This window comes from Streptococcus sp. 11273D007BT (genome assembly GCF_053547195.1).
The window spans coordinates 1389253-1409061 of sequence record NZ_JBPWPE010000001.1; the positions used below are offsets into that span (position 1 = coordinate 1389253).

The 19809-nt window shown below is 37.1% G+C and carries 19 protein-coding genes; 6 read left to right on the forward strand and 13 right to left on the reverse strand.

The genetic code is table 11. From position 1 onward, the window contains the following. Positions 1–9: 9 nt before the first annotated feature. The 6 genes from ACEE75_RS07135 to ACEE75_RS07160 form a co-directional block, all read right to left on the reverse strand. Complete coding sequence (locus ACEE75_RS07135; RefSeq protein ID WP_447574141.1) at positions 10–645, reverse strand: TIGR01906 family membrane protein; 636 nt, start codon at positions 643–645, stop codon at positions 10–12. After that, positions 635–1408 carry a TIGR01457 family HAD-type hydrolase gene (locus ACEE75_RS07140; protein ID WP_447574140.1) on the reverse strand — a complete coding sequence of 258 codons (774 nt, stop codon included), beginning with the start codon at positions 1406–1408 and terminating at the stop codon, positions 635–637. The genes ACEE75_RS07135 and ACEE75_RS07140 overlap by 11 nt, the downstream gene beginning before the upstream one ends. A 150-nt stretch (positions 1409–1558) precedes the next feature. Further along, on the reverse strand, positions 1559–2290 hold the full coding sequence (locus tag ACEE75_RS07145) for an acyl-ACP thioesterase domain-containing protein (RefSeq protein ID WP_447574139.1): 732 nt from the start codon (positions 2288–2290) through the stop codon (positions 1559–1561). A gap of 4 nt (positions 2291–2294) precedes the next feature. Then, positions 2295–3425 (reverse strand): radical SAM family heme chaperone HemW, encoded by a 1131-nt coding sequence (gene hemW / locus ACEE75_RS07150; protein WP_447574138.1) that lies wholly within the window; start codon positions 3423–3425, stop codon positions 2295–2297. Positions 3426–3695: 270 nt separating this feature from the next. Next, positions 3696–4499 (reverse strand): transporter substrate-binding domain-containing protein, encoded by an 804-nt coding sequence (locus tag ACEE75_RS07155; protein WP_447574137.1) that lies wholly within the window; start codon positions 4497–4499, stop codon positions 3696–3698. Between the two features lie 163 nt (positions 4500–4662). Then, entirely contained in the window at positions 4663–5472 is an 810-nt protein-coding gene (locus ACEE75_RS07160) for a transporter substrate-binding domain-containing protein (RefSeq protein WP_447574136.1), read from the reverse strand. 212 nt (positions 5473–5684) lie between these two features. On the opposite strand from ACEE75_RS07160, the gene ACEE75_RS07165 reads away from it, so the two are divergent. Continuing rightward, on the forward strand, positions 5685–6518 hold the full coding sequence (locus ACEE75_RS07165) for a hypothetical protein (RefSeq protein ID WP_447574135.1): 834 nt from the start codon (positions 5685–5687) through the stop codon (positions 6516–6518). Then, positions 6518–7783, forward strand: coding sequence for a toxic anion resistance protein (locus ACEE75_RS07170; RefSeq protein ID WP_354368787.1), 1266 nt, complete (start codon positions 6518–6520; stop codon positions 7781–7783). The genes ACEE75_RS07165 and ACEE75_RS07170 overlap by 1 nt, the downstream gene beginning before the upstream one ends. 49 nt (positions 7784–7832) lie before the next feature. Here the strand turns inward: ACEE75_RS07170 and uvrB are convergent, their stop codons facing one another. Beyond that, a complete protein-coding gene (uvrB, locus tag ACEE75_RS07175; protein ID WP_354368785.1) occupies positions 7833–9821 on the reverse strand; it encodes an excinuclease ABC subunit UvrB in 1989 nt (662 codons plus the stop codon). A gap of 508 nt (positions 9822–10329) precedes the next feature. On the opposite strand from uvrB, the gene ACEE75_RS07180 reads away from it, so the two are divergent. From ACEE75_RS07180 to ACEE75_RS07195, 4 genes are all read left to right on the forward strand, one after another. Next, on the forward strand, positions 10330–11178 hold the full coding sequence (locus ACEE75_RS07180) for a helix-turn-helix domain-containing protein (protein WP_354368783.1): 849 nt from the start codon (positions 10330–10332) through the stop codon (positions 11176–11178). Between the two features lie 112 nt (positions 11179–11290). Next, positions 11291–11701: a hypothetical protein gene (locus ACEE75_RS07185; RefSeq protein ID WP_354368781.1), complete on the forward strand. Its 411-nt coding sequence runs from the start codon at positions 11291–11293 to the stop codon at positions 11699–11701. A 120-nt stretch (positions 11702–11821) separates the two neighbouring features. After that, positions 11822–13996, forward strand: coding sequence for an ABC transporter substrate-binding protein/permease (locus ACEE75_RS07190; protein WP_354368779.1), 2175 nt, complete (start codon positions 11822–11824; stop codon positions 13994–13996). After that, complete coding sequence (locus ACEE75_RS07195) at positions 13996–14736, forward strand: amino acid ABC transporter ATP-binding protein (RefSeq protein WP_354368777.1); 741 nt, start codon at positions 13996–13998, stop codon at positions 14734–14736. Before ACEE75_RS07190 ends, ACEE75_RS07195 begins: the two co-directional genes overlap by 1 nt. 75 nt (positions 14737–14811) lie before the next feature. Here ACEE75_RS07195 and ACEE75_RS07200 read toward each other — a convergent pair whose 3' ends face one another. The 6 genes from ACEE75_RS07200 to cdaA form a co-directional block, all read right to left on the reverse strand. Next, on the reverse strand, positions 14812–14970 hold the full coding sequence (locus ACEE75_RS07200; RefSeq protein ID WP_354368775.1) for a hypothetical protein: 159 nt from the start codon (positions 14968–14970) through the stop codon (positions 14812–14814). 20 nt (positions 14971–14990) lie between these two features. Then, positions 14991–16301: a GTPase ObgE gene (gene obgE / locus ACEE75_RS07205; protein WP_447574134.1), complete on the reverse strand. Its 1311-nt coding sequence runs from the start codon at positions 16299–16301 to the stop codon at positions 14991–14993. A 55-nt stretch (positions 16302–16356) separates the two neighbouring features. Then, complete coding sequence (locus tag ACEE75_RS07210) at positions 16357–16482, reverse strand: DUF4044 domain-containing protein (protein WP_427895822.1); 126 nt, start codon at positions 16480–16482, stop codon at positions 16357–16359. Positions 16483–16593: 111 nt separating this feature from the next. Beyond that, positions 16594–17943 carry a phosphoglucosamine mutase gene (gene glmM / locus ACEE75_RS07215; RefSeq protein ID WP_447574133.1) on the reverse strand — a complete coding sequence of 450 codons (1350 nt, stop codon included), beginning with the start codon at positions 17941–17943 and terminating at the stop codon, positions 16594–16596. 46 nt (positions 17944–17989) lie between these two features. After that, positions 17990–18949, reverse strand: a complete 960-nt coding sequence (locus tag ACEE75_RS07220; RefSeq protein ID WP_447574132.1) for a CdaR family protein — start codon at positions 18947–18949, stop codon at positions 17990–17992. Then, positions 18939–19736 (reverse strand): diadenylate cyclase CdaA, encoded by a 798-nt coding sequence (cdaA, locus tag ACEE75_RS07225; RefSeq protein ID WP_447574182.1) that lies wholly within the window; start codon positions 19734–19736, stop codon positions 18939–18941. Before cdaA ends, ACEE75_RS07220 begins: the two co-directional genes overlap by 11 nt. Positions 19737–19809 lie beyond the last annotated feature (73 nt).

Consider the following 19809-nt stretch of genomic DNA (forward strand, 5'->3'; position numbering starts at 1 on the left):
CAAGCGTTTTCAATTCTTTGTTCTTTTTTCAAAAGATTTAGATTTTAGATAAAGTATGAGAAAAACCCCTTCGTAAATGCAGAAAAAAAGAAGAAAAGCATGTAAAAAAAGGGCTTGTGGTAAAATCCAAATCACAGGATCTTGGCTAGGTTGAAATAACCAAGTATCGTCATTAGGAAATAAGAGCAAGTGAAAGAGAGTAAAAAATTGATCAAAGCCAACAACAACTCCCAATAAGGCAAAGACAAGAGGCAGACATAGCATAATGAAAAAGATTTTCTGATATTGCCATAAATCTTGTTCGTTTCGACGATGTTTGAAAAAAAGCAAAGCTGGGAGCACTAAAAGAAGCACTAAAGCTTGTACTAGATGAAATAAACTCTTCACATCTGAAAAATGGCTTAAACCAGCTGATGAACTTCTAAAATCAGGCATGGAAAGTGTTTGATGAAAGGGATTTGTCAGATAAGTCATCAGATGATTAAAATTATACAAAATTGTTTTCTTGCTTAAGTACACCACGTCAACTAACTGAAGCCAATCTACCTCTAGAGGATAGATAAGCCAAATACCATATATGGTTAAAAGAATCGAGCAAGCTAAGAGCCAAAGCAAGCTGGAAATAAGCTGCAGTTTAGTCTTCATCAAACTGCCACTCCGCTAAACTTGATAACACATGATTCGGTTGAATCGGTAAGTCTGCCACTTCCTCTGCCTTAGTAAATCCAGTTGTTACCAAAAGTGTTGCAATGTCATTTTTAATCCCTGCAGTAATATCTGTCAAATAGTTATCGCCAACTACAATAGCCTCTTCTCGTTTCACACCTAAACGGTCTAAAGATTTATTCATGATAATGGCTTCAGGCTTTCCAATGATAACAGGAGTTACTCTGGTAGCTTTTTCAATTAAATGAATAATAGTTCCTGCACCCGGTAATAACCCACGCTCGGTTGGGATATTCAGATCAGGATTTGTTCCAATAAAAACCGCTCCTTTTTGAATAGCTAAAGTTGCGGTTACCAACTTCTCATAGGTCAAATCAGTATCTAGCCCAACCACCACATAAGCAGGATTCTCGGTATCGTCTTGGTATCCTGCCTCCTGTACTGCTGTCTTAAGTCCAGTCTCCCCAATAACATAGGCCGTTTTTCCACGATTCATATCGTTCATATAATCAATGGTCGCGAGTGTTGCGGTGTAGATGGTTTCAATTGGGGTATCAATATTAAATTGCTCAGATAAGAGCCTTTGTACCATCTGAGGTGTTCTTGTGGTGTTATTAGTCACAAAAACATAAGGAATCTGACGCTTTTGCAATTCATGAACAAAAGCCTCGCCCTCTGGAATTCTATCTTTTCCCTTATAGATTGTTCCATCTAGATCAATTAAATACCCTTTATATGTCATTATTTCTCCTTCATCAAATTGCTGTTTTCAAATGTTCAAATCAAAAAACTTCTAGAGTGTTCTGATGTGTGCTTTCAATCAGTTGTAACAGCAAGTTTTCTCCAGTCTCTGTTTAAACTCTTCGCTTAATAGCCCAGTCTAACTTCTTAGTCAGGTTCTTTCTTTCCATTCAATATGTGCTTGTGCATGAACTTGTCCATCAACTCTAATCTCATGTTGACTCAAGTTATTGTCCAAAACTAAGCAACTTTCAACAGTCTGACCATAATAGACTTCCTTATTGAAATGTAAATGGAGCTTTTTAGGATAGTGCTGTCTCAAAAAGTCTAAATCAAAGTTAGCATATAGCCACTCAAGATACCTACTATTATTCACATGTCCATTCAAATCCAAGTCAAAATAAGATACCTGATAAGATTGACACATAGGTGTTTCTATAGAGTGATACTTAGGTCCTCGTAATAATTTTTTACTTTTTGTCGCCTCATAAACCTTAATCAAATCTTCTGGTACTGTTTGTAACTTGCGCTCATCAAAATCAATCAAGGCAAAAGTTGCTATCAATTGAACAATTTCTTGATGATCCTCATCAAAAATACTGAAACGACGGTAACAAAACAGCCTATTATAGGATAAAGCTTCTGTTTCCAGTCGAAGATGCTCTGATAGGGCTGGCAAACGTGTTATGGTCATGTCATAATCGGTCACAATCCAAATCAAATTATACCGTTTAAAAAGCTCCTCATCACCTAGACCTAGATTTTTAGACTGCTGAGCTGAGACTTCCAACAAAAGCGAAACTAACTGTGGCAACTTAAACTGCCCTGTCACATCACAATCATTAAAGGTCACTTGATAATCTTGACAAAATCGTTTTCCCATCTCACTACTCCACTATAAATTTTTCTGCTACAGTATCCCCTAGAAAAAGCCCTTTTTTCGTCATGCGTACCCTGTCTCCTTCAATTTGCAAGAGACCATTTTGACAAAGTTCCTCTACAACAACACCGTAACGCTGACTAAAATTGTGTCCAAATTTTTCTTCAAAACTTTGAATAGAGAACCCTGACTTTTTACGCAAACCAAGAAAAATTTCTTCTTCCATCTGCTCTACTTGGCTCAGATGTTCTTCTGTCACACGCGCATCACCCGCCTCAACCGCATTTAGATAATGGCGAATAGGACCATGATTTTTATAACGAACACCTTCAAGATAACCAGAAGCGCCTGCCCCACAACCAAAATATTCTGCATTGTTCCAATACATTAAGTTGTGACGACTCTCAAATCCTGGCTTTGTAAAATTAGAAATTTCATAATGTTCAAAACCATTTTTTTCTAGTTCGGATATGATGTATTCAAACATCTCCGCCTCACTGTCTTCACTTGGTAAATTTAGCTTGCCACGTCGCATTTTATTCATAAAAATGGTATGTTTTTCTAAAATCAAGCTATACAAGCTTAAATGTGGAATATCAAGAGCTAAAGCTTTTTGAACATTTTCTTTGACATCATCCATTGTTTGTCCTGGGAGAGCATAGATGAGATCAATTGAAATATTATGAAAGCCTGCTTCTTTCAAACTTGAAATGGTGGTGTAGATCTGTTCTTCATTATGACTGCGTCCGATACGCTTGAGGTGCTTATTATTAAACGTCTGAACCCCGAGTGAAATCCGATTGACAGCTGATTTTTTTAAAACAGCAATTTTATCGTCTGTCAAATCTCCTGGATTTGCCTCAATCGTAAACTCTTCCAAATAAGACAAATCCAAATGCTTTGTTAAGCCCTTCAAAAGATAGTCTAATTGCTGAGCAGATATGGCTGTTGGTGTTCCTCCACCTATATAGAGAGTTTTTAAATGCTTAATATCGTAAGAAGCAAACTCCTTTAACAAGGCATCCAAATAGGCATCAACAGGTTGATTTTTGATAAACACCTTTGAAAAATCGCAATAGTAACAAATTTGCGTACAAAAAGGAATATGTACATAAGCAGATGTTGGTTTTTTAAACATGTGTCTATTATATCACTTTTCAAAACTCTTGCATAAGATCGTATGACATCAAAATAAATAAAAACTGTTGAACATCGTCCAACTGTTTCATCTCACCGTACCCCTGTCCATTAGCAAAAAGAAAGACCAATATAAAAACAGTTTCAGAACTCGTTATTAAAGGACTTATGATTTCACTAATCTTGGTTAATACAGTAAAGGTATGGCAAAAAAATCACCTCAGAAGAATACACACTTCCAAGGTGACTGTTAATGACTATCACTACCTGACTACTCAGCTTCAGTTAGCTTAGCAGCTTCTTCAATATAAGTTTTATACTTGTCTTCTGATTTGACCTTTTCAATAACCTTATTGATGGTCTTTTTCAACTCATCGCTACCTTTTGGCATAGCAATAGCTTTAGCATCTCCATCTTCAACTTTAAGGGCTACTTTTGCAAGAGCAATATCATCATTTTTAGCAATGTAACCTGCAGCAACTGGCGCTTCAAGGGTAACAGCATCAACGTGACCTGATTTCAACTCATTGATAGCTTCTCCCATCGCTGTCAAACCAACAATATTAGAGTCTGTCAATTGCTCTTTCGCTAAAGTTTCTTCGATCGCTCCCTTAAGGGCAGCAACTTTTTTGCCAGCCAAATCATCTAAAGACGTATACTTATCCAGTTCTGATTTTCTAACCAAAATGGCATTTTCTGTTTCATAATACACATCAGAAAAATCATAGACTTTTGCACGCTCTTTGGTATAAGAAAGCCCTGAAATGGCAATATCAGCCTTACCTGAAGTCAAACTTGTCAAGACGTTATTAAAACTCATTGATGACAACTCTAGTTCAACACCAAGTTCATCCGCGATATCTTGTGCCAATTCAACGTCGGCACCAACAATTTTGTTTTTTCCATTAACTAAAGACTGAAACTCAAAGGGGGCATAGTCTGGGCTAATAGCCACAACGAGCTTTCCTTTTTCTTTAATAGCAGCTTGACTATCCTTAGATGAAGAGCCACAAGCTGCTAGAGTAAGCGTTGTAAGGGCAGCTAGACCTAATAAAGCAATTTTTTTCAATTTCATAGTTATCTCTTTTCTTTTTTATTAATCTTTATTCATTTTACTTATATTTATTCAAAAAGTCAAGTACATTGCCATCTTTTTGACTATTTTTTTAAAAATACGAAACCCCTGTATTTTGAGAATTTAAAAGGCTTGGAGAGTGAGGACTCCAAACCCTTTCATCTTATTTTGTTGATAAGTCATAGGCTTCTTGGACAAGTTGATCCATTTTCCCAGAATCTACAAGCTCTGTTATGACCTCATCAATCTTAGCTTTTAGGGCTGTACTTCCTTTTGGCATAGCTACGGCATAAGCATCTGACTTCTCTGATGTTAAATCAATATCAGCAATAACTAAATCATCATTCTTAGCAACATAAGCTTTGGCAATCGGTTCTTCAAAAACAACAGCTTCAACCTGGCCAGATTTCAATTCATTGATCATTTCGCCATTTTGAACCAGAGAAACTACCTTAGCACCCTTTAGTTGCTCTTTAGCTATCGTCTCTTGAATAGTTCCTTTCTGAGTCGCTACAGACTGATCTTTCAAAGAGCTTGCATCTGTATATTTTTCCAAATCAGATTTTTTTATGATTACTTTGTTAACGGAGTCATAGTAAGTTTTTGAAAAGTCATAAACTTTAGCACGTTCCGGTGTTGCCGAAATCCCTGAAATGGCAATATCTGCTTTTCCAGACTGAAGGCTAGCCAAAACATTATTAAAACTCATTGATGAAAACTTGACTTTAACACCTAATTTCTCTCCAATAGCATTAGCTAACTCTACATCTGCTCCCACAATAGTATCTTTTCCATTGACCAATGTCTTAAACTCAAAGGGAGCAAACTCTGGGTTCATAGCAACTGTAATCGTTCCTTTTTCCTCGATGTTTTTTAATGAAAGATCTTCCGTTGAACTTTTACTACAAGCTGTCAAACTCGTCACCGCTAAAATTCCCAATCCTACTAAAAATGTCTTTATTTTCCACTTCATTTTGTTATCTCCTTTTTTAATATATATTCATTATATTTTATATTTATTCATAAGTCAAGTATTTTTTGAATAAATATAAATAAAAAACTTTTATATTCAACAAAATAGAGATAGGAAATGTAAAAACTCATCACGCCTCCTACTTTTTAATCCCTTAGTTCTTCCTTTATGATATAATATTTCCATACAAATGAGAACATAAGGGAGAAGTTATGGGAAAGAAGTATAAAAACTATAAGAAAAGTCATCTCGATGGTTGGGGATGCTTATTGCTCTTTTTTGCGATTGGCATCTTGGTCACTTATTGGTACATCGTTATTCCTGTCGGATTTGCCATTGCCTACTTCTTTTATCGTGACAAGATTCATGCTTTCTTATTACGGGATGAAATCAAACGCCTGCGTGAACTCATTTATACGATTCATTCAGGATATGAAAAACGTCAACACCTCTTAGAAGAAAAAGGGGATTCAAAGGCTAGCCGTAACCTTACCGCTAAACTGATCAATAATCTTCGTGAGTTAGAAGGATTAACAAATAAAACGAAGAAATACCTTGACGATTATACCTATCAAGAAGCAGTAGATACCCTACACTTGAAATACCAACTCCAAGATCAAGCTCCTAGCTTTGAGCAAAATAGCGACTCCTCCCCCAACAATCCCGTGACAGATCCATACGAGAGTCAAATTTTTTCTCTAGCTCCTGAAATTTTTGCGACCTATCAAAATGTTCAAAGTGATCATGTAGCAATCCAAAATAAAATTTCCAAAATGGATCTTCACAATCAAGAAGAATTAACAGCCATTCACGAAGCCAATATGAATCGTTTTAATGATATTTTGGAAGGTTATTTAAAAATTAAGCAATCTCCAAAAGACTATTTTAATGCAGAAGAGCGTTTGAACTTAGCCAAGCAAGCTTTAGAAAACTTTGATCAAGAGCTTGACGACACACTCAAACAATTTAATGAAGCTGATATGCAAGATTTTGAAGTGAGTCTTCGTATGATGATGAAAAAACAAGAGAAAGGATATGATGCCTAATGACTGATTTTAACTTTGACATTGACCAAATTGCCAACAATAGCCTTAATACAAGTGATAAGACAACTGAAATTATTCAACATACCTCTGCAACAGAAAGTGACAAGGTTTCATTTTTAGCCCAACTCTCCAACGAGCAACAAACAGCTATCCAGTCTAAGACCCCTCAACTCGTTGATCATTTTGTAACTAATCAAAATGCACTGCTGGACTTCGGTAAGGAAGCTGTTGAGGAAGTCAATGCGACAGTCAACCACATCTTATCAGAACAAAAAAAGATCCAAATCCCTCAAGTCGATGAGCTCTTGGCAAATACTAACCGAGAATTAAATGGATTCGTTGCAAAATATAAAGATATTTCCACAACAGCTGAATTAGAGAAAAAACCAAATTTCTTCCAAAAACTCTTTAAACAAAGTAAAAACAGTCTGCAAGAATTTTATTTTGATTCACAAAATATTGAACAAAAAATGGACTCTATGGCAGCAAGCGTCGTCAAACAAGAGGAAACTCTGTCTCGTAACATCGTCTCAGCTGAACTCTTAATCGAAAACAATACTAAGTCTATCGAAAACTTAGTTGGTGTTATTGCTTTTATCGAATCTTCCAGTCAAGAAACAGCAAAACGTGCCAAAGACTTACAAAGCCACCTTCAAACTCTACCAACCACTTCTGTTGACTACCAAGTCCAAACAGAAAAGCTAGCACGTCTCACCGAAGTGGCCAATACACTTGAACAACAGCATACTGAGTATATGAGCCGTCTTTATGTCGCATGGACCACCACCCCGCAGATGCGTAATCTCGTCAAAGTATCCTCTGACATGAAACAACGCCTCGGGATGTTACGTCGCAACACGATTCCAACTATGAAACTCTCCATCGCACAATTAGGCATCATGCAACAAAGTCTAAAATCTAGTATCACAGCAGATGCTATTGTTAATGCCAATAACGCAGCACTTCAAATGCTAGCAGATACATCTAAAGAAGCTATTCCAATGATGGAGCGTTCTGCTCAAAATCCAACTGTTTCAATTCAGTCAGTGACCAAGTTAGCTGAAAGTCTAGTAGAGCAAAACAATGGCATCATCGCAGCAATTGAACAAGGTCGTCAAAAACGTCATGAATTAGAAACTGCTATTGTTCAATCAGCTGAAACCATCAATGATTCTGTCAAACTGAGAGACAAAAAAATCATCAATGCCCTGCTTGATCAAGGCAAAGAAGCTCAAGCACAAGTTGAAACTAAAGAAACCGTCTAGAACAAAAGTTCTAAACGGTTTTTCTATTATTAGTATTTTTGAAAACTTGTCATCCCATCCCTTTTAATTCTAGCATCATGTCACGAATCTGTGCTGCCAACTCAAAATCAAGAAGTTCGGCTGCTTCTTGCATCTGACCTTCTAATTTCTTAATCATAGCTTTACGCTCTTCTTTGTTAAGAGCATCAAAGTCCACAGTTTCCTCATGGTCAGGAGTTACTGCTTTCGTCACGCTGATGAGGTCACGAATTTCTTTTTTAATGGTCTGTGGTACAATACCATGTTTTTCATTGTAAGCCATCTGAAGTTCTCGACGACGAGCTGTTTCATCCATAGCTTTTTGCATAGAGTCCGTTACCTTATCTGCATACATAATCACATGACCTTGAGCGTTACGTGCCGCACGACCAATCGTCTGAATAAGACCACGTTCATTGCGCAAAAAGCCTTCCTTGTCAGCATCTAAGATGGCAACCAAGCTAACCTCTGGCACATCAATTCCTTCACGTAAAAGGTTAATCCCGATAAGAACATCAAATATCCCAAGGCGTAAATCACGGATAATCTCTGTTCGCTCCAAGGTTTTGATGTCCGAATGCATATATTTAACCTTGACTCCCATCTCTTTGAGATAATCTGTCAGGTCTTCCGCCATCTTTTTAGTCAGGGTGGTGATAAATGTGCGCTCTCCTTTTGCGACACGCTCATTAATTTCACCTAACAAGTCATCCATTTGTCCCATAGTAGGACGAACCTCAACCTCTGGGTCCAACAAACCTGTTGGGCGAATAATCTGCTCAATAATAGTATCGGTTTGTTCCATCTCATAGTCACCAGGGGTTGCAGATACATAGACAATCTGATGAACATGACTTTCAAACTCTTCTCGACGTAGCGGTCTATTATCTAGCGCTGATGGCAAACGAAAACCATAGTTAACCAACATTTCCTTACGAGAGCGGTCACCATTATACATTCCTTTAATTTGCCCCATAGTCATATGACTCTCGTCAATCATAATAAGAAAATCTTCTGGGAAAAAATCAAGTAAAGTATAGGGAGGCTCCCCCTCACTTCGCCCATCCATATGACGAGAATAATTTTCAACCCCATTGGTATAGCCCATCTCACGTAACATCTCGATGTCATAATCTGTTCGTTGTTTAAGGCGTTGAGCTTCCAGAAGCTTTCCTTCTTTTTCAAATAACTTCAACTGCTCCTCAAGTTCAGTTTGAATTTTAGCAATTGCAGTTTCCATATGCTCGTCATTGGTCACAAAGTGGGTCGCAGGGAAAATCGCAAGATGATCCACCTCTCCCAAAACTTGTCCTGTCAGTGATTCAATCTCACAAATACGATCAATTTCATCGCCAAAAAATTCAACGCGGAAAGCATGCTCATCTCGAGAAGCTGGAAAAATTTCAACCACATCTCCGCGCACACGAAAACGCCCACGCTGAAAGTCAATATCATTCCGCTCAAATTGAATATCAACCAAGTCATTTAATAACTGATCTCTAGAAATATCAAGTCCAGGACGGAGACTAACCACACTATCTGAATATTCCTTAGGTGACCCTAAACCATAAATACAAGAAACGGATGCCACAACAATAACATCATTGCGCTCTAAAAGAGCTGATGTGGCTGAGTGGCGCAATTTATCAATCTCATCATTCACAGAGCTATCCTTTTCAATATAGGTATCACTTGATGGTACATAGGCTTCTGGCTGATAATAGTCATAATAAGACACAAAATACTCTACAGCATTTTCTGGAAAAAACTCTTTAAATTCACTATAGAGCTGACCAGCAAGCGTTTTATTGTGAGCGATAACAAGCGTCGGTTTATTTACCTGTGCAATCACTTGACTCATGGTGTAGGTTTTACCTGTACCAGTTGCACCTAGTAAGATTTGAGCCTTTTCCCCCCCCTCAATATTTTCCACCAAGGTTTTTATCGCCTGAGGCTGATCACCTGATGGGGCATATTTTGATACTAATTTAAAAGTATTGTCATCTCTTCTATCTATCATTTTCTCTATCCTTCATACTTACTTTCTTCTATTTTACCACATCAGTAAAAAAAGGTTGAGCTCTGTCGCTCAACCTTTGCTGTTTTCAAGTTATGACTTTCCTTGAATACCTTCTAAGTACCTCGCAAAGATATCATGAACTATTTTTGCTTATTTCTTATTAGATTTCACAATACAAATAAAAATTGTTAACAGTGATAAAATTAATGCAAGACTCATATAAAACTCCTTATCATATCCTATTTTTTTTGAAATATTTTTCTCTATCAAGCCCATAGAAATTTACTTCTGTTGTAAAAATTGAATTTGTATAAGAATAAATATTTTCTCAAAATACTTTTAGGTGTCCACCTAAGCGTTTTATCTACCAGCAATCCTAATAATATCCATGATTATTATTAGGATTGGTATAAATTTTGATATCTTTTCATATTATTACTCACTTTCATTTTTATTTATTGTATAATAAATAAAAAATATTAAAATTTTTGTTGTGAAAGTGGGAATTATGAAATCTGAACTTGGTCAAACACTTAGAAAAGTACGTAAAAGTAAACAAATAAGCTTATGTTCCATTGCAGATGAACATCTCTCTAAATCGCAAATTTCCAGATTCGAACGAGGAGAATCTGAAATATCTTGTATTAGACTCATCAATATATTAGATAAATTACACGTCTCTTTGGAGGAGTTTCTTATTCTTCACGATACCGAATACGCTCAAACAATATCTTTTGGTAATCTAGTACAGTATATCCGGAAAGAATACTTACTGCAAAATGTTAATAACCTAAAAGATTTACTCTCTGATTCAACATTTTATCATCTCAATGCATTAGAACAAACCATGGTAAAATCAATAATCTATACATTAGATAATAATATTTCACCATCTGAGGCAGACTTAGAAGAATTGACTGACTATCTATTCAAAGTTGAAGATTGGGGGTATTATGAGATTATATTACTAGCTAATTGTATACGAACCATTCAATATAACTCTGCATTTTTATTAACAAAAGAAATGTTAAAACATTATATCTACTCAACATTAAACAAGACAAATAAACGACTTGTTACACAATTAGCAATTAATTGCCTTGTTGTTAGTATTGATAAAGGAGAATTTCAAAATTGTACTTTTCTAATCAAAAAGATTGAAAAGTTATTAAACAATGAATTGAACTATTATGAACAGACCGTCTTCTTATATACATGTGGATATTTTGAATTTAAAAAGAAGGATCAGAATGGCATAAAGAAGATGAAACAAGCATTGCAAGTATTTGAAGTTCTAGGAGAATATAATATGAAATCACAGTATCAAGAACACTACAATAAACAAATAAATCAATAACACAAAGATAATGAAATAGTTCTGCATACCTATCCTCGCCTAGGATTACATAGTAAATATTTCCAAAAAACTACTGAACTTAATTAAGCTTAATATTCTTTTGAGTTGTCACATGTCTTCTGTTGCTCACAAAAACAAGTCGAAATATTATGAAGTATCTATTTTAGGCTTGTTAAAATATGAAATAGGACAAATCTATTTGAAAGATTTTACCTACCACCGCCTCTTTCACGATACACTTCTTAGGTTGATTCACCACTTCCTTGATCAACGTGATTTTTTCCACTTAGAATACTTTATCTCAACCCTTCGACCACTCTTATCTTCAGATACCATGCATGAGAAAATTTGGATTGATTTCTTCAACCTTGAAAGCCTCTACCTTAGAGAAAAAATCAATATCAAAGAGATAGATTGCTACCTAAATCGGCTAAAAGAATTTGCCACATCTGATCTTATCTTTGATTTAGACCAACATTTTCGAGCTATCTCCTCCTCTTTTACTGCCGATAAAAATAAGTGAATAATACCTAAAACCTAACAAATCCATGTCAGGTTTTGTTACATGATAGAGTGTGAGATTTGAATTCCATACCTTTTTTTGATATAATGAAGAGTATTTTTTATATAGAAGGAGAATAACATGAAGAAAAAGCTTACAGCTTTTATGCTAACGATGTTATCAGTATTCTTTATGTTTGGCGGAAAAGCTAGCGCTGAAACCATTAAAATCGTTTCAGATACTGCTTATGCCCCATTCGAATTTAAAGATTCTGACCAAGTTTACAAAGGAATTGATGTAGACATTATCAAAAAAGTTGCCGAACTGCAAGGTTGGGACTACGATATGACTTTCCCAGGCTTTGATGCAGCCGTTAACGCTGTTCAATCAGGGCAAGCTGATGCACTTATGGCTGGTACGACTGTCACAGAGGCGCGTAAGAAAGTATTTACTTTCTCAGACACTTATTACGATACAGCTGTTGTCATCTACACCCGTAGTGATAATAAAATCTCAAGTTATGAAGAGTTAAAAGGAAAAGTTGTCGGCGTGAAAAACGGAACAGCTGCGCAATCTTTCCTTGAGGAAAACAAAGATAAATACGGCTATACGCTCAAAACATTTGACACAAGTGATTTGATGAACAATAGCCTTGACTCTGGTTCGATTGATGCCGCTATGGATGATGAACCAGTGGTACAGTACGCTATTAAGCAAGGAAAAGCCTACGCTATTAATATGGATGGTGAAAAAGTAGGTAGCTTTGCCTTTGCCGTAAAAAAAGGAAGTAAATACGAGTACTTAGTTGATGAGTTCAACGAAGCCCTCTCTCAAATGAAGGAAGATGGCACATTAGAAGAGATCATTAGCCAATGGACAGGAGAAACAACTACTTCTGCTGTTCCTGAAACGAGTACTGCCAGCGGACAAAAAGCTACACCAGTTAAAGACGTTTATAAAATCGCCAGTGATTCTTCATTTGCACCATTTGTGTTCCAAGATGATAGTAATAAATACACTGGTATTGATATGAGCCTGATCAATGCTATTGCTAAAGATCAAGGATTTACTCTAGATATTAGTAATCCAGGCTTTGATGCTGCGGTCAACGCAGTGCAATCTGGTCAAGCTGATGGTATGATCGCTGGTATGTCCATCACAGACGAACGTAAAGAGACATTTGATTTCTCAGATCCTTACTATACTGCCAATGCGATTATTGGGGTTAAGAAAAATAGTTCCATCAAATCTTATGAAGATTTAAACGGAAAAACCGTTGGTGTAAAAAACGGAACAGCCTCTCAAACTTTCCTTGAGGAAAACAAGGACAAGTATGGTTATAAAATCAAGACTTTTGCAGATGCATCACCAATGTATGATAGCCTGAAGGCTGGTTCTGTTGATGCTGTCATGGATGACGAACCAATTATCAAATACGCTATCAAACAAGGACAAGACCTTGCAACACCTATTGAGGGAACTCCTGTAGGCGAATATGGTTTTGCCGTGAAAAAAGGATCAAATCCTGAATTGATTGAAATGTTCAATAATGGTCTTGCAAATCTTAAAGCTAGTGGCCAGTACGAAGAGATTCTCAACCAATATCTCGCAGATAGCTCAAGTTCAACAAGTACTAAAACTGCTGATGAAACAACAATTTGGGGACTCCTCTCAAATAACTATAAACAATTGCTTTCAGGTCTCGGGACTACAGTAGCCCTTGCGCTTGTATCATTTGCCCTTGCACTTATTGTCGGAATCATCTTTGGTATGATGAGTGTTAGCCCTGTTAAAGCACTCCGTATTATTTCAGCAATTTTTGTCGATGTGGTTCGTGGTATCCCACTCATGATTGTAGCAGCTTTCATCTTCTGGGGAATTCCAAACTTACTTGAATCGATTACTGGACAACAAAGCCCAATTAATGACTTTGTTGCAGGGACAATCGCCCTCACTCTAAATGGTGGTGCCTATATTGCAGAGATTGTCCGCGGAGGAATTGAGGCTGTCCCATCTGGACAAATGGAAGCTAGCCGAAGCTTAGGTATTCCTTACAATACAACAATGCGTAAGGTCATCCTTCCTCAAGCCTTTAAATTAATGCTTCCAAACTTTATCAACCAGTTTGTAATCTCACTAAAAGATACGACTATTATCTCAGCGATTGGTCTTGTAGAGTTATTCCAGACAGGTAAGATTATCATTGCACGTAACTACCAATCATTCCGTATGTATGCGATCTTGGCAGTTCTCTACCTTGTAATCATTACCCTTCTCACACGACTAGCAAAACGCTTAGAAAAGAGAGTGAAATAATGGCAGAATTGAAAATTGATGTACAAGATTTACATAAATCCTATGGAGAAAATGAAGTCTTAAAGGGTATCGATGCTAAATTTTACGAAGGAGATGTGGTTTGTATTATTGGACCTTCAGGTTCTGGTAAATCTACCTTCCTTCGTACCCTTAACCTTCTTGAAACCATTACCAGTGGTAAAGTTGTTGTTGATGGCTATGAGTTATCTGATCCTTCAACCAATGTCGATAAAGCGCGTGAAAACATCGGGATGGTGTTCCAACACTTTAATCTTTTCCCACATATGACGGTACTAGATAATATTACATTTGCTCCTATCGAACTTGGTAAACAATCTAAAGCTGAGGCTGAAAAACTCGGGATGGAATTACTTGAAAAAGTAGGCCTTGCTGATAAAGCAGAAGCTTATCCAGATAGCTTATCTGGTGGTCAAAAACAACGTGTAGCGATTGCGCGAAGTTTAGCTATGAACCCAGATATCATGCTATTTGACGAACCTACTTCAGCACTAGACCCTGAGATGGTTGGAGATGTTCTTAATGTTATGAAAGATCTTGCTGAACAAGGCATGACCATGTTGATTGTAACTCACGAAATGGGCTTTGCCCGTCGTGTAGCCAATCGCGTTATCTTTACAGATGGTGGTCAATTTATTGAAGATGGCACACCTGAACAAATCTTTGACAACCCACAACATCCACGTTTACAAGATTTCTTAAATAAAGTTTTAAATGCATAATTAAAATAGAGTGGTTAGACCACTCTATTTTTTTATATAAAAATACTGGGATGCCTAGATAGGTATCCCAGTAACTTAATCACCTGTTTCTTTTTGCTTATCTCTTTCTAAACGCAAACGTCGGTTAGGATTAAGGGTATTAAAGAGTTCCTCTAGTTTTTCAGCATTCCAAACATCTGCTGCTGAAACAAAATTGCCATCTTTATCTTTAAACGATATCGGCTTATCTCCCATAAAAAACTCCTTTTATGATTTTAATCTACAAATTCAAACTCAAAGTTACCAATACGGACAATGTCACCGTCTTTAGCACCACGCTCACGAAGAGCTTCATCAACTCCCATACCACGCAGTTGGCGGGCGAATTTCATAATAGACTCATCACGTTCCATGTTGGTCATGATAAAGAGTTTCTCAAGTTTTTCACCTGATAACACCCATGAAGCATCATCATCACGCGAAATTTCAAACGGTTTCGTTTCTTCATTAAAGCCATAATAAACTTCTTCTTCCATGTCTGTTTCATCATACAGAAGAAATTCGTCTGTTTGATCCAACAATTCTGCTGTGGCATCTAAAAGATTATCTAAACCACGTTTAGAGATACCTGAAATAGGGAAAATTAGTGGTAATTCTTCGAACTCGTCATAATTGGCTGCAAGTTTTTCTTTAAACTTCACTAAATTTTCTTCTGCCTCTGGCATATCCATCTTATTGGCAACAATAATTTGAGGACGCTCCATCAAGCGTAAATTATAGGTTTCAAGCTCATTATTGATGGCCAGATAATCCTCATAAGGATCTCGCCCTTCACTTGCAGACATGTCAATAACATGTAAAATTACTCTTGTTCGCTCAATATGACGAAGAAATTGTGTCCCTAAACCGACTCCTTGACTGGCCCCTTCAATCAAACCTGGTAGGTCAGCCATAGCAAAACTCTCACCTGATTTGGTACGAACCATCCCTAAATTAGGCACAATGGTTGTGAAGTGATAGGCTCCGATCTTTGGTTTAGCAGCTGAAACAACACTAAGGAGGGTTGATTTTCCAACAGAAGGAAAGCCAACGAGCCCCACATCCGCTAAAATTTTCAACTCCAATTGTAATTCACGCTCCTCACCTGGTTCACCATTTTCAGCAATTTCAGGTGCTGGATTTTTAGGAGTTGCAAAACGGATATTACCACGACCTCCACGGCCTCCATGGGCAATCACAAACTCTTGTCCATGTTCAACAAGGTCTGTAATCACTTTTCCTGTCACATGATCACGAATAGTTGTTCCTTGTGGCACGCGTACAATCAGATTTTCAGCTCCTTTACCATGCATGCCTTTGGTCATCCCCTTTTCACCAGACTGGGCTTTAAAGTGGCGATTATAACGGAAATCCATAAGAGTGCGTAATCCTTCATCTACTACAAAAATCACATCACCTCCGCGACCTCCATCACCTCCCCATGGGCCTCCATTGGGAACATACTTTTCACGGCGAAAAGCCACCATGCCATCGCCACCACGACCAGCCTTAACTGAAATTTTGGCTGTATCTAAAAACATACTCATTATTTTACCTTTTCTTTCTTACAGATAAAAAACGCTCGTAAGCGTTTTTTCATTGTTAAAATGCACTAAGCGCCCCAAGGACAAGTCCACCAACGGTAATGATTACCATCAAAACAACAACCACTAGGGTTAGTTTTTCAAATGCTGTTTTTTTGCGTGGACCATTGTCACCAAATGCCATAGTTATACCTCTTCTATATAATGAACTTCTTCCTACTATATTATCATGATTTCTGATGCTTTTCAAACCAAAAGGCACAAAAAAACTTGAGAAATTCTCAAGTCTTCAATGTTAAATGCCGATTTCGTTTCGCACAACATCAGCGATAGTATCAACATAATAGTTAACAGCTTCATCAGTTGGAGCTTCTGCCATCACACGTAAAAGAGGTTCTGTACCACTTGGTCTCACCAAGATACGACCGTTTCCTGCCATCTCCTCTTCCATTTTAGCAATAATTTCAGCAATCGCAGGGACAGCCATAGCTTTGTCTTTCATACTATTTTCAACACGGATATTAACTAATTTTTGAGGATAAATAGTAACTTCTGATGCTAATTGAGAAAGTGATTTTCCTGTCTCTTTCATCACCTTAGTTAATTGAATAGCAGTTAATTGACCATCACCAGTTGTGTTGTAATCCATAATAATAACGTGTCCAGATTGCTCGCCACCAAGATTGTAGCCTTTTTGACGCATTTCTTCGACAACGTAGCGATCACCAACAGCTGTTACAGCTTTATCAATTCCTTCACGATCCAAAGCTTTGTGGAAGCCAAGATTTGACATAACTGTTGTCACAATTGTATTTTTGGCCAAAACACCTTGTTTTGCCATATATTTCCCAATAATGAACATGATACGATCGCCATCTACAATTTGGCCGTTTTCATCAACAGCAATGAGACGATCGCTATCACCATCAAAAGCTAATCCGATGGAAGCTCCTGATTCTAAGACTTTTTCCTGTAATTTTTCGGGATGTGTTGATCCTATACCATCATTGATATTCAAACCATTTGGTTTCTCTCCAATAACTGAAATATCAGCATTTAAATCCAAAAAAATATCACGAGCAGTTGTACTTGCAGCACCATTGGCGGTATCAAGCGCTACTTTCATACCATCTAAATCAACTCCTGTAGAAGCTAAAAAAGCGGTATATTTGCGAAGCCCTTCTGGGTATTCAACGACTGTTCCTAAACCTTCTGCACTCGGACGAGGAAGAGAATCGTTTTCTGCATCCAATAACTCTTCAATCTCTGCTTCCAAGGCATCATCTAATTTAAAGCCGTCTCCTGCAAAAAATTTAATGCCATTATCTAAGGCAGGGTTATGACTGGCTGAAATCATCACACCAGCACTAGCCCCTTCCGTGCGTACAAGATACGAAACTCCAGGAGTTGCTAAAACACCAAGCTTATACACCTCAATACCAACTGAAAGCAAACCTGCAATCAAGGCAGATTCTAACATTTCACCAGAGATGCGAGTATCTCTAGCCACAAAAACACGTGGACGCTCTGTTTCATGGTGGCTTAAAACATAGCCTCCAAAACGACCTAATTTAAATGCTAATTCTGGTGTCAGCTCAACATTTGCCTCACCACGTACACCATCTGTTCCAAAATATTTTCCCATAATTGATAGCGCTAAATGCGCCTCCTTCCGTAAATTCTTATTAAGACTATTTCTTCTTAGTGATTAACTTAACATCAATTTCACTAGGTGAAATGGTAACATTTTCCATTTCTAGCTTTACTTTTTTCACAGTATCCTTCGTGACATCTGAAATATCTAAAGTGGCTGGAATACTTGTAATCTGGTCAAGAATATCTTGATTTGCTGAAATCGTCACCGTTGGAGTTGATAATTCATAATAAATATCCGACAAACTATTGTCCATTTGCCCCGTTAAATCTAAGCTGACAGGAACTTCTTTTGTCAATTTTTCCACAACAACACTTAACTTAGCTTTAGCAGGATCAATAATCGACGGTAGAATCGTTCCATTAGCTGCAACTGCTTGAAGTGTCACTTTTTTTGAATAATTCTCACTTAAAGGTGATTGGTTATCGATACGAGCAACCACATGATCAATTTGATCAATCGTTGCTTCATCACTGGTAACCGTCACTTCTTTAATATCAGTTGATATTGACTTTAAAGCGTATCCTTCCGCTATCTGATCATCTGAAACTTCTCCAACAACAGAAAATGTTTTAGATTTCTTTTTACCAACTGTTACTGTTATTTTAGAAGGTGTTGCTGTAGCAGTCATTTCATCAGGCAAATCCTTAATCTGCAGTGGTACCTTAACAGTACCTGTTTCAATATCTTTTAAATCAGCGACGACTTTAAACTTTCTCGTATCACTATTAATCTCTGAATCCAACTTTACACGATTAGTCGATGTTAAATAAACCTTGGTTTCATAGGAATACCCACTAATAAAATAGCGGTCACTGTCATACTTAATGTCAATTGGGACCTCTGTCAAAGTATGCGTGTAAGTTTCTGTTACCCGACTAATCTGGGTACCTGCTTGATTATACTGATTATAAGAAGTTGTAAAAAATAAGATCAAGGAAAAAAAGATCGAAACAATCGCATAAAGTAGTCTTGGGCTTCTTAGTTTATTTAACACGTCTTGATCCTCCCAAAACTCTAGATAGTAAAGATGGTCTTTTTCTATCTTTTATAAGGATTTCACTCAAAGCTTCTTGAAATTCCTCTTTAGACAAGTCATGTCTAAAATAGCCTTTATAGGTCAAGGAAATGGCCCCTGTCTCCTCTGACACAATGAAGGTTAAAGCATCAGAGTTCTCAGACAAGCCGATAGCTGCTCGGTGACGTGTACCAAACTCCTTAGAAATCGTTGAAGACTCCGACAAGGGCAAATAAGAGCAAGCCGAAGCAATTTTATTTCCCTTAATAATCACTGCACCGTCATGCAAAGGTGTGTTAGGAATAAAAATGTTGATTAATAGTTCACTGCTAACATTTGCATCTAGTTTAATACCTGTTGAGATATACTCTTGTAGGGTTTGAGTGCGTTCGATAGAAACTAAAGCACCTATTTTTCTTGGACTCATGTAACTAACAGCTTTCATAAAGTGTTCAATTAAACGCTCTTCATCTGATAAATTATTTCTAGGGTTAAAGATATGAGTCGTACGACCAAATTTTTCAAGTAAGGTACGAATCTCAGGAGCAAAAATCACAACTCCTGCAATGACACCGTAGGTGATAACCTGATTCATTAACCATGAAATCGTTACAAAACCTACAAAATCTGCTACAAACTTTAAAAGAACAAACAAAACAACTCCTTGAACCAGAGCCATAATTTTAGTTCCAATCAAAGCTTTTATAAAACGATATAAGAGCCAAGCTACTAATAAGATATCAATAACATTGATCACAATACCCATAGGGGTATCAAACAGGGATTGCCAAAATCTTGCATCAATTTGAAATAATGGCACAACTCGCTCCTTTCTACAT

Coding starts and splice junctions, on each gene's coding strand:
- ACEE75_RS07180 (WP_354368783.1), top strand. CDS start 10,330: ATGAAATCTGAACTTGGTCAAACACTTAGAAAAGTACGTAAAAGTAAA.
- ACEE75_RS07200 (WP_354368775.1), bottom strand. CDS start 14,970: ATGGGAGATAAGCCGATATCGTTTAAAGATAAAGATGGCAATTTTGTT.
- ACEE75_RS07165 (WP_447574135.1), top strand. CDS start 5,685: ATGGGAAAGAAGTATAAAAACTATAAGAAAAGTCATCTCGATGGTTGG.
- ACEE75_RS07210 (WP_427895822.1), bottom strand. CDS start 16,482: ATGGCATTTGGTGACAATGGTCCACGCAAAAAAACAGCATTTGAAAAA.
- ACEE75_RS07185 (WP_354368781.1), top strand. CDS start 11,291: ATGTCTTCTGTTGCTCACAAAAACAAGTCGAAATATTATGAAGTATCT.
- hemW (WP_447574138.1), bottom strand. CDS start 3,425: ATGTTTAAAAAACCAACATCTGCTTATGTACATATTCCTTTTTGTACG.
- ACEE75_RS07160 (WP_447574136.1), bottom strand. CDS start 5,472: ATGAAGTGGAAAATAAAGACATTTTTAGTAGGATTGGGAATTTTAGCG.
- ACEE75_RS07170 (WP_354368787.1), top strand. CDS start 6,518: ATGACTGATTTTAACTTTGACATTGACCAAATTGCCAACAATAGCCTT.
- ACEE75_RS07140 (WP_447574140.1), bottom strand. CDS start 1,408: ATGACATATAAAGGGTATTTAATTGATCTAGATGGAACAATCTATAAG.
- cdaA (WP_447574182.1), bottom strand. CDS start 19,736: ATGGGTATTGTGATCAATGTTATTGATATCTTATTAGTAGCTTGGCTC.
- ACEE75_RS07135 (WP_447574141.1), bottom strand. CDS start 645: ATGAAGACTAAACTGCAGCTTATTTCCAGCTTGCTTTGGCTCTTAGCT.
- ACEE75_RS07195 (WP_354368777.1), top strand. CDS start 13,996: ATGGCAGAATTGAAAATTGATGTACAAGATTTACATAAATCCTATGGA.
- uvrB (WP_354368785.1), bottom strand. CDS start 9,821: ATGATAGATAGAAGAGATGACAATACTTTTAAATTAGTATCAAAATAT.
- ACEE75_RS07155 (WP_447574137.1), bottom strand. CDS start 4,499: ATGAAATTGAAAAAAATTGCTTTATTAGGTCTAGCTGCCCTTACAACG.
- obgE (WP_447574134.1), bottom strand. CDS start 16,301: ATGAGTATGTTTTTAGATACAGCCAAAATTTCAGTTAAGGCTGGTCGT.
- glmM (WP_447574133.1), bottom strand. CDS start 17,943: ATGGGAAAATATTTTGGAACAGATGGTGTACGTGGTGAGGCAAATGTT.
- ACEE75_RS07145 (WP_447574139.1), bottom strand. CDS start 2,290: ATGGGAAAACGATTTTGTCAAGATTATCAAGTGACCTTTAATGATTGT.
- ACEE75_RS07190 (WP_354368779.1), top strand. CDS start 11,822: ATGAAGAAAAAGCTTACAGCTTTTATGCTAACGATGTTATCAGTATTC.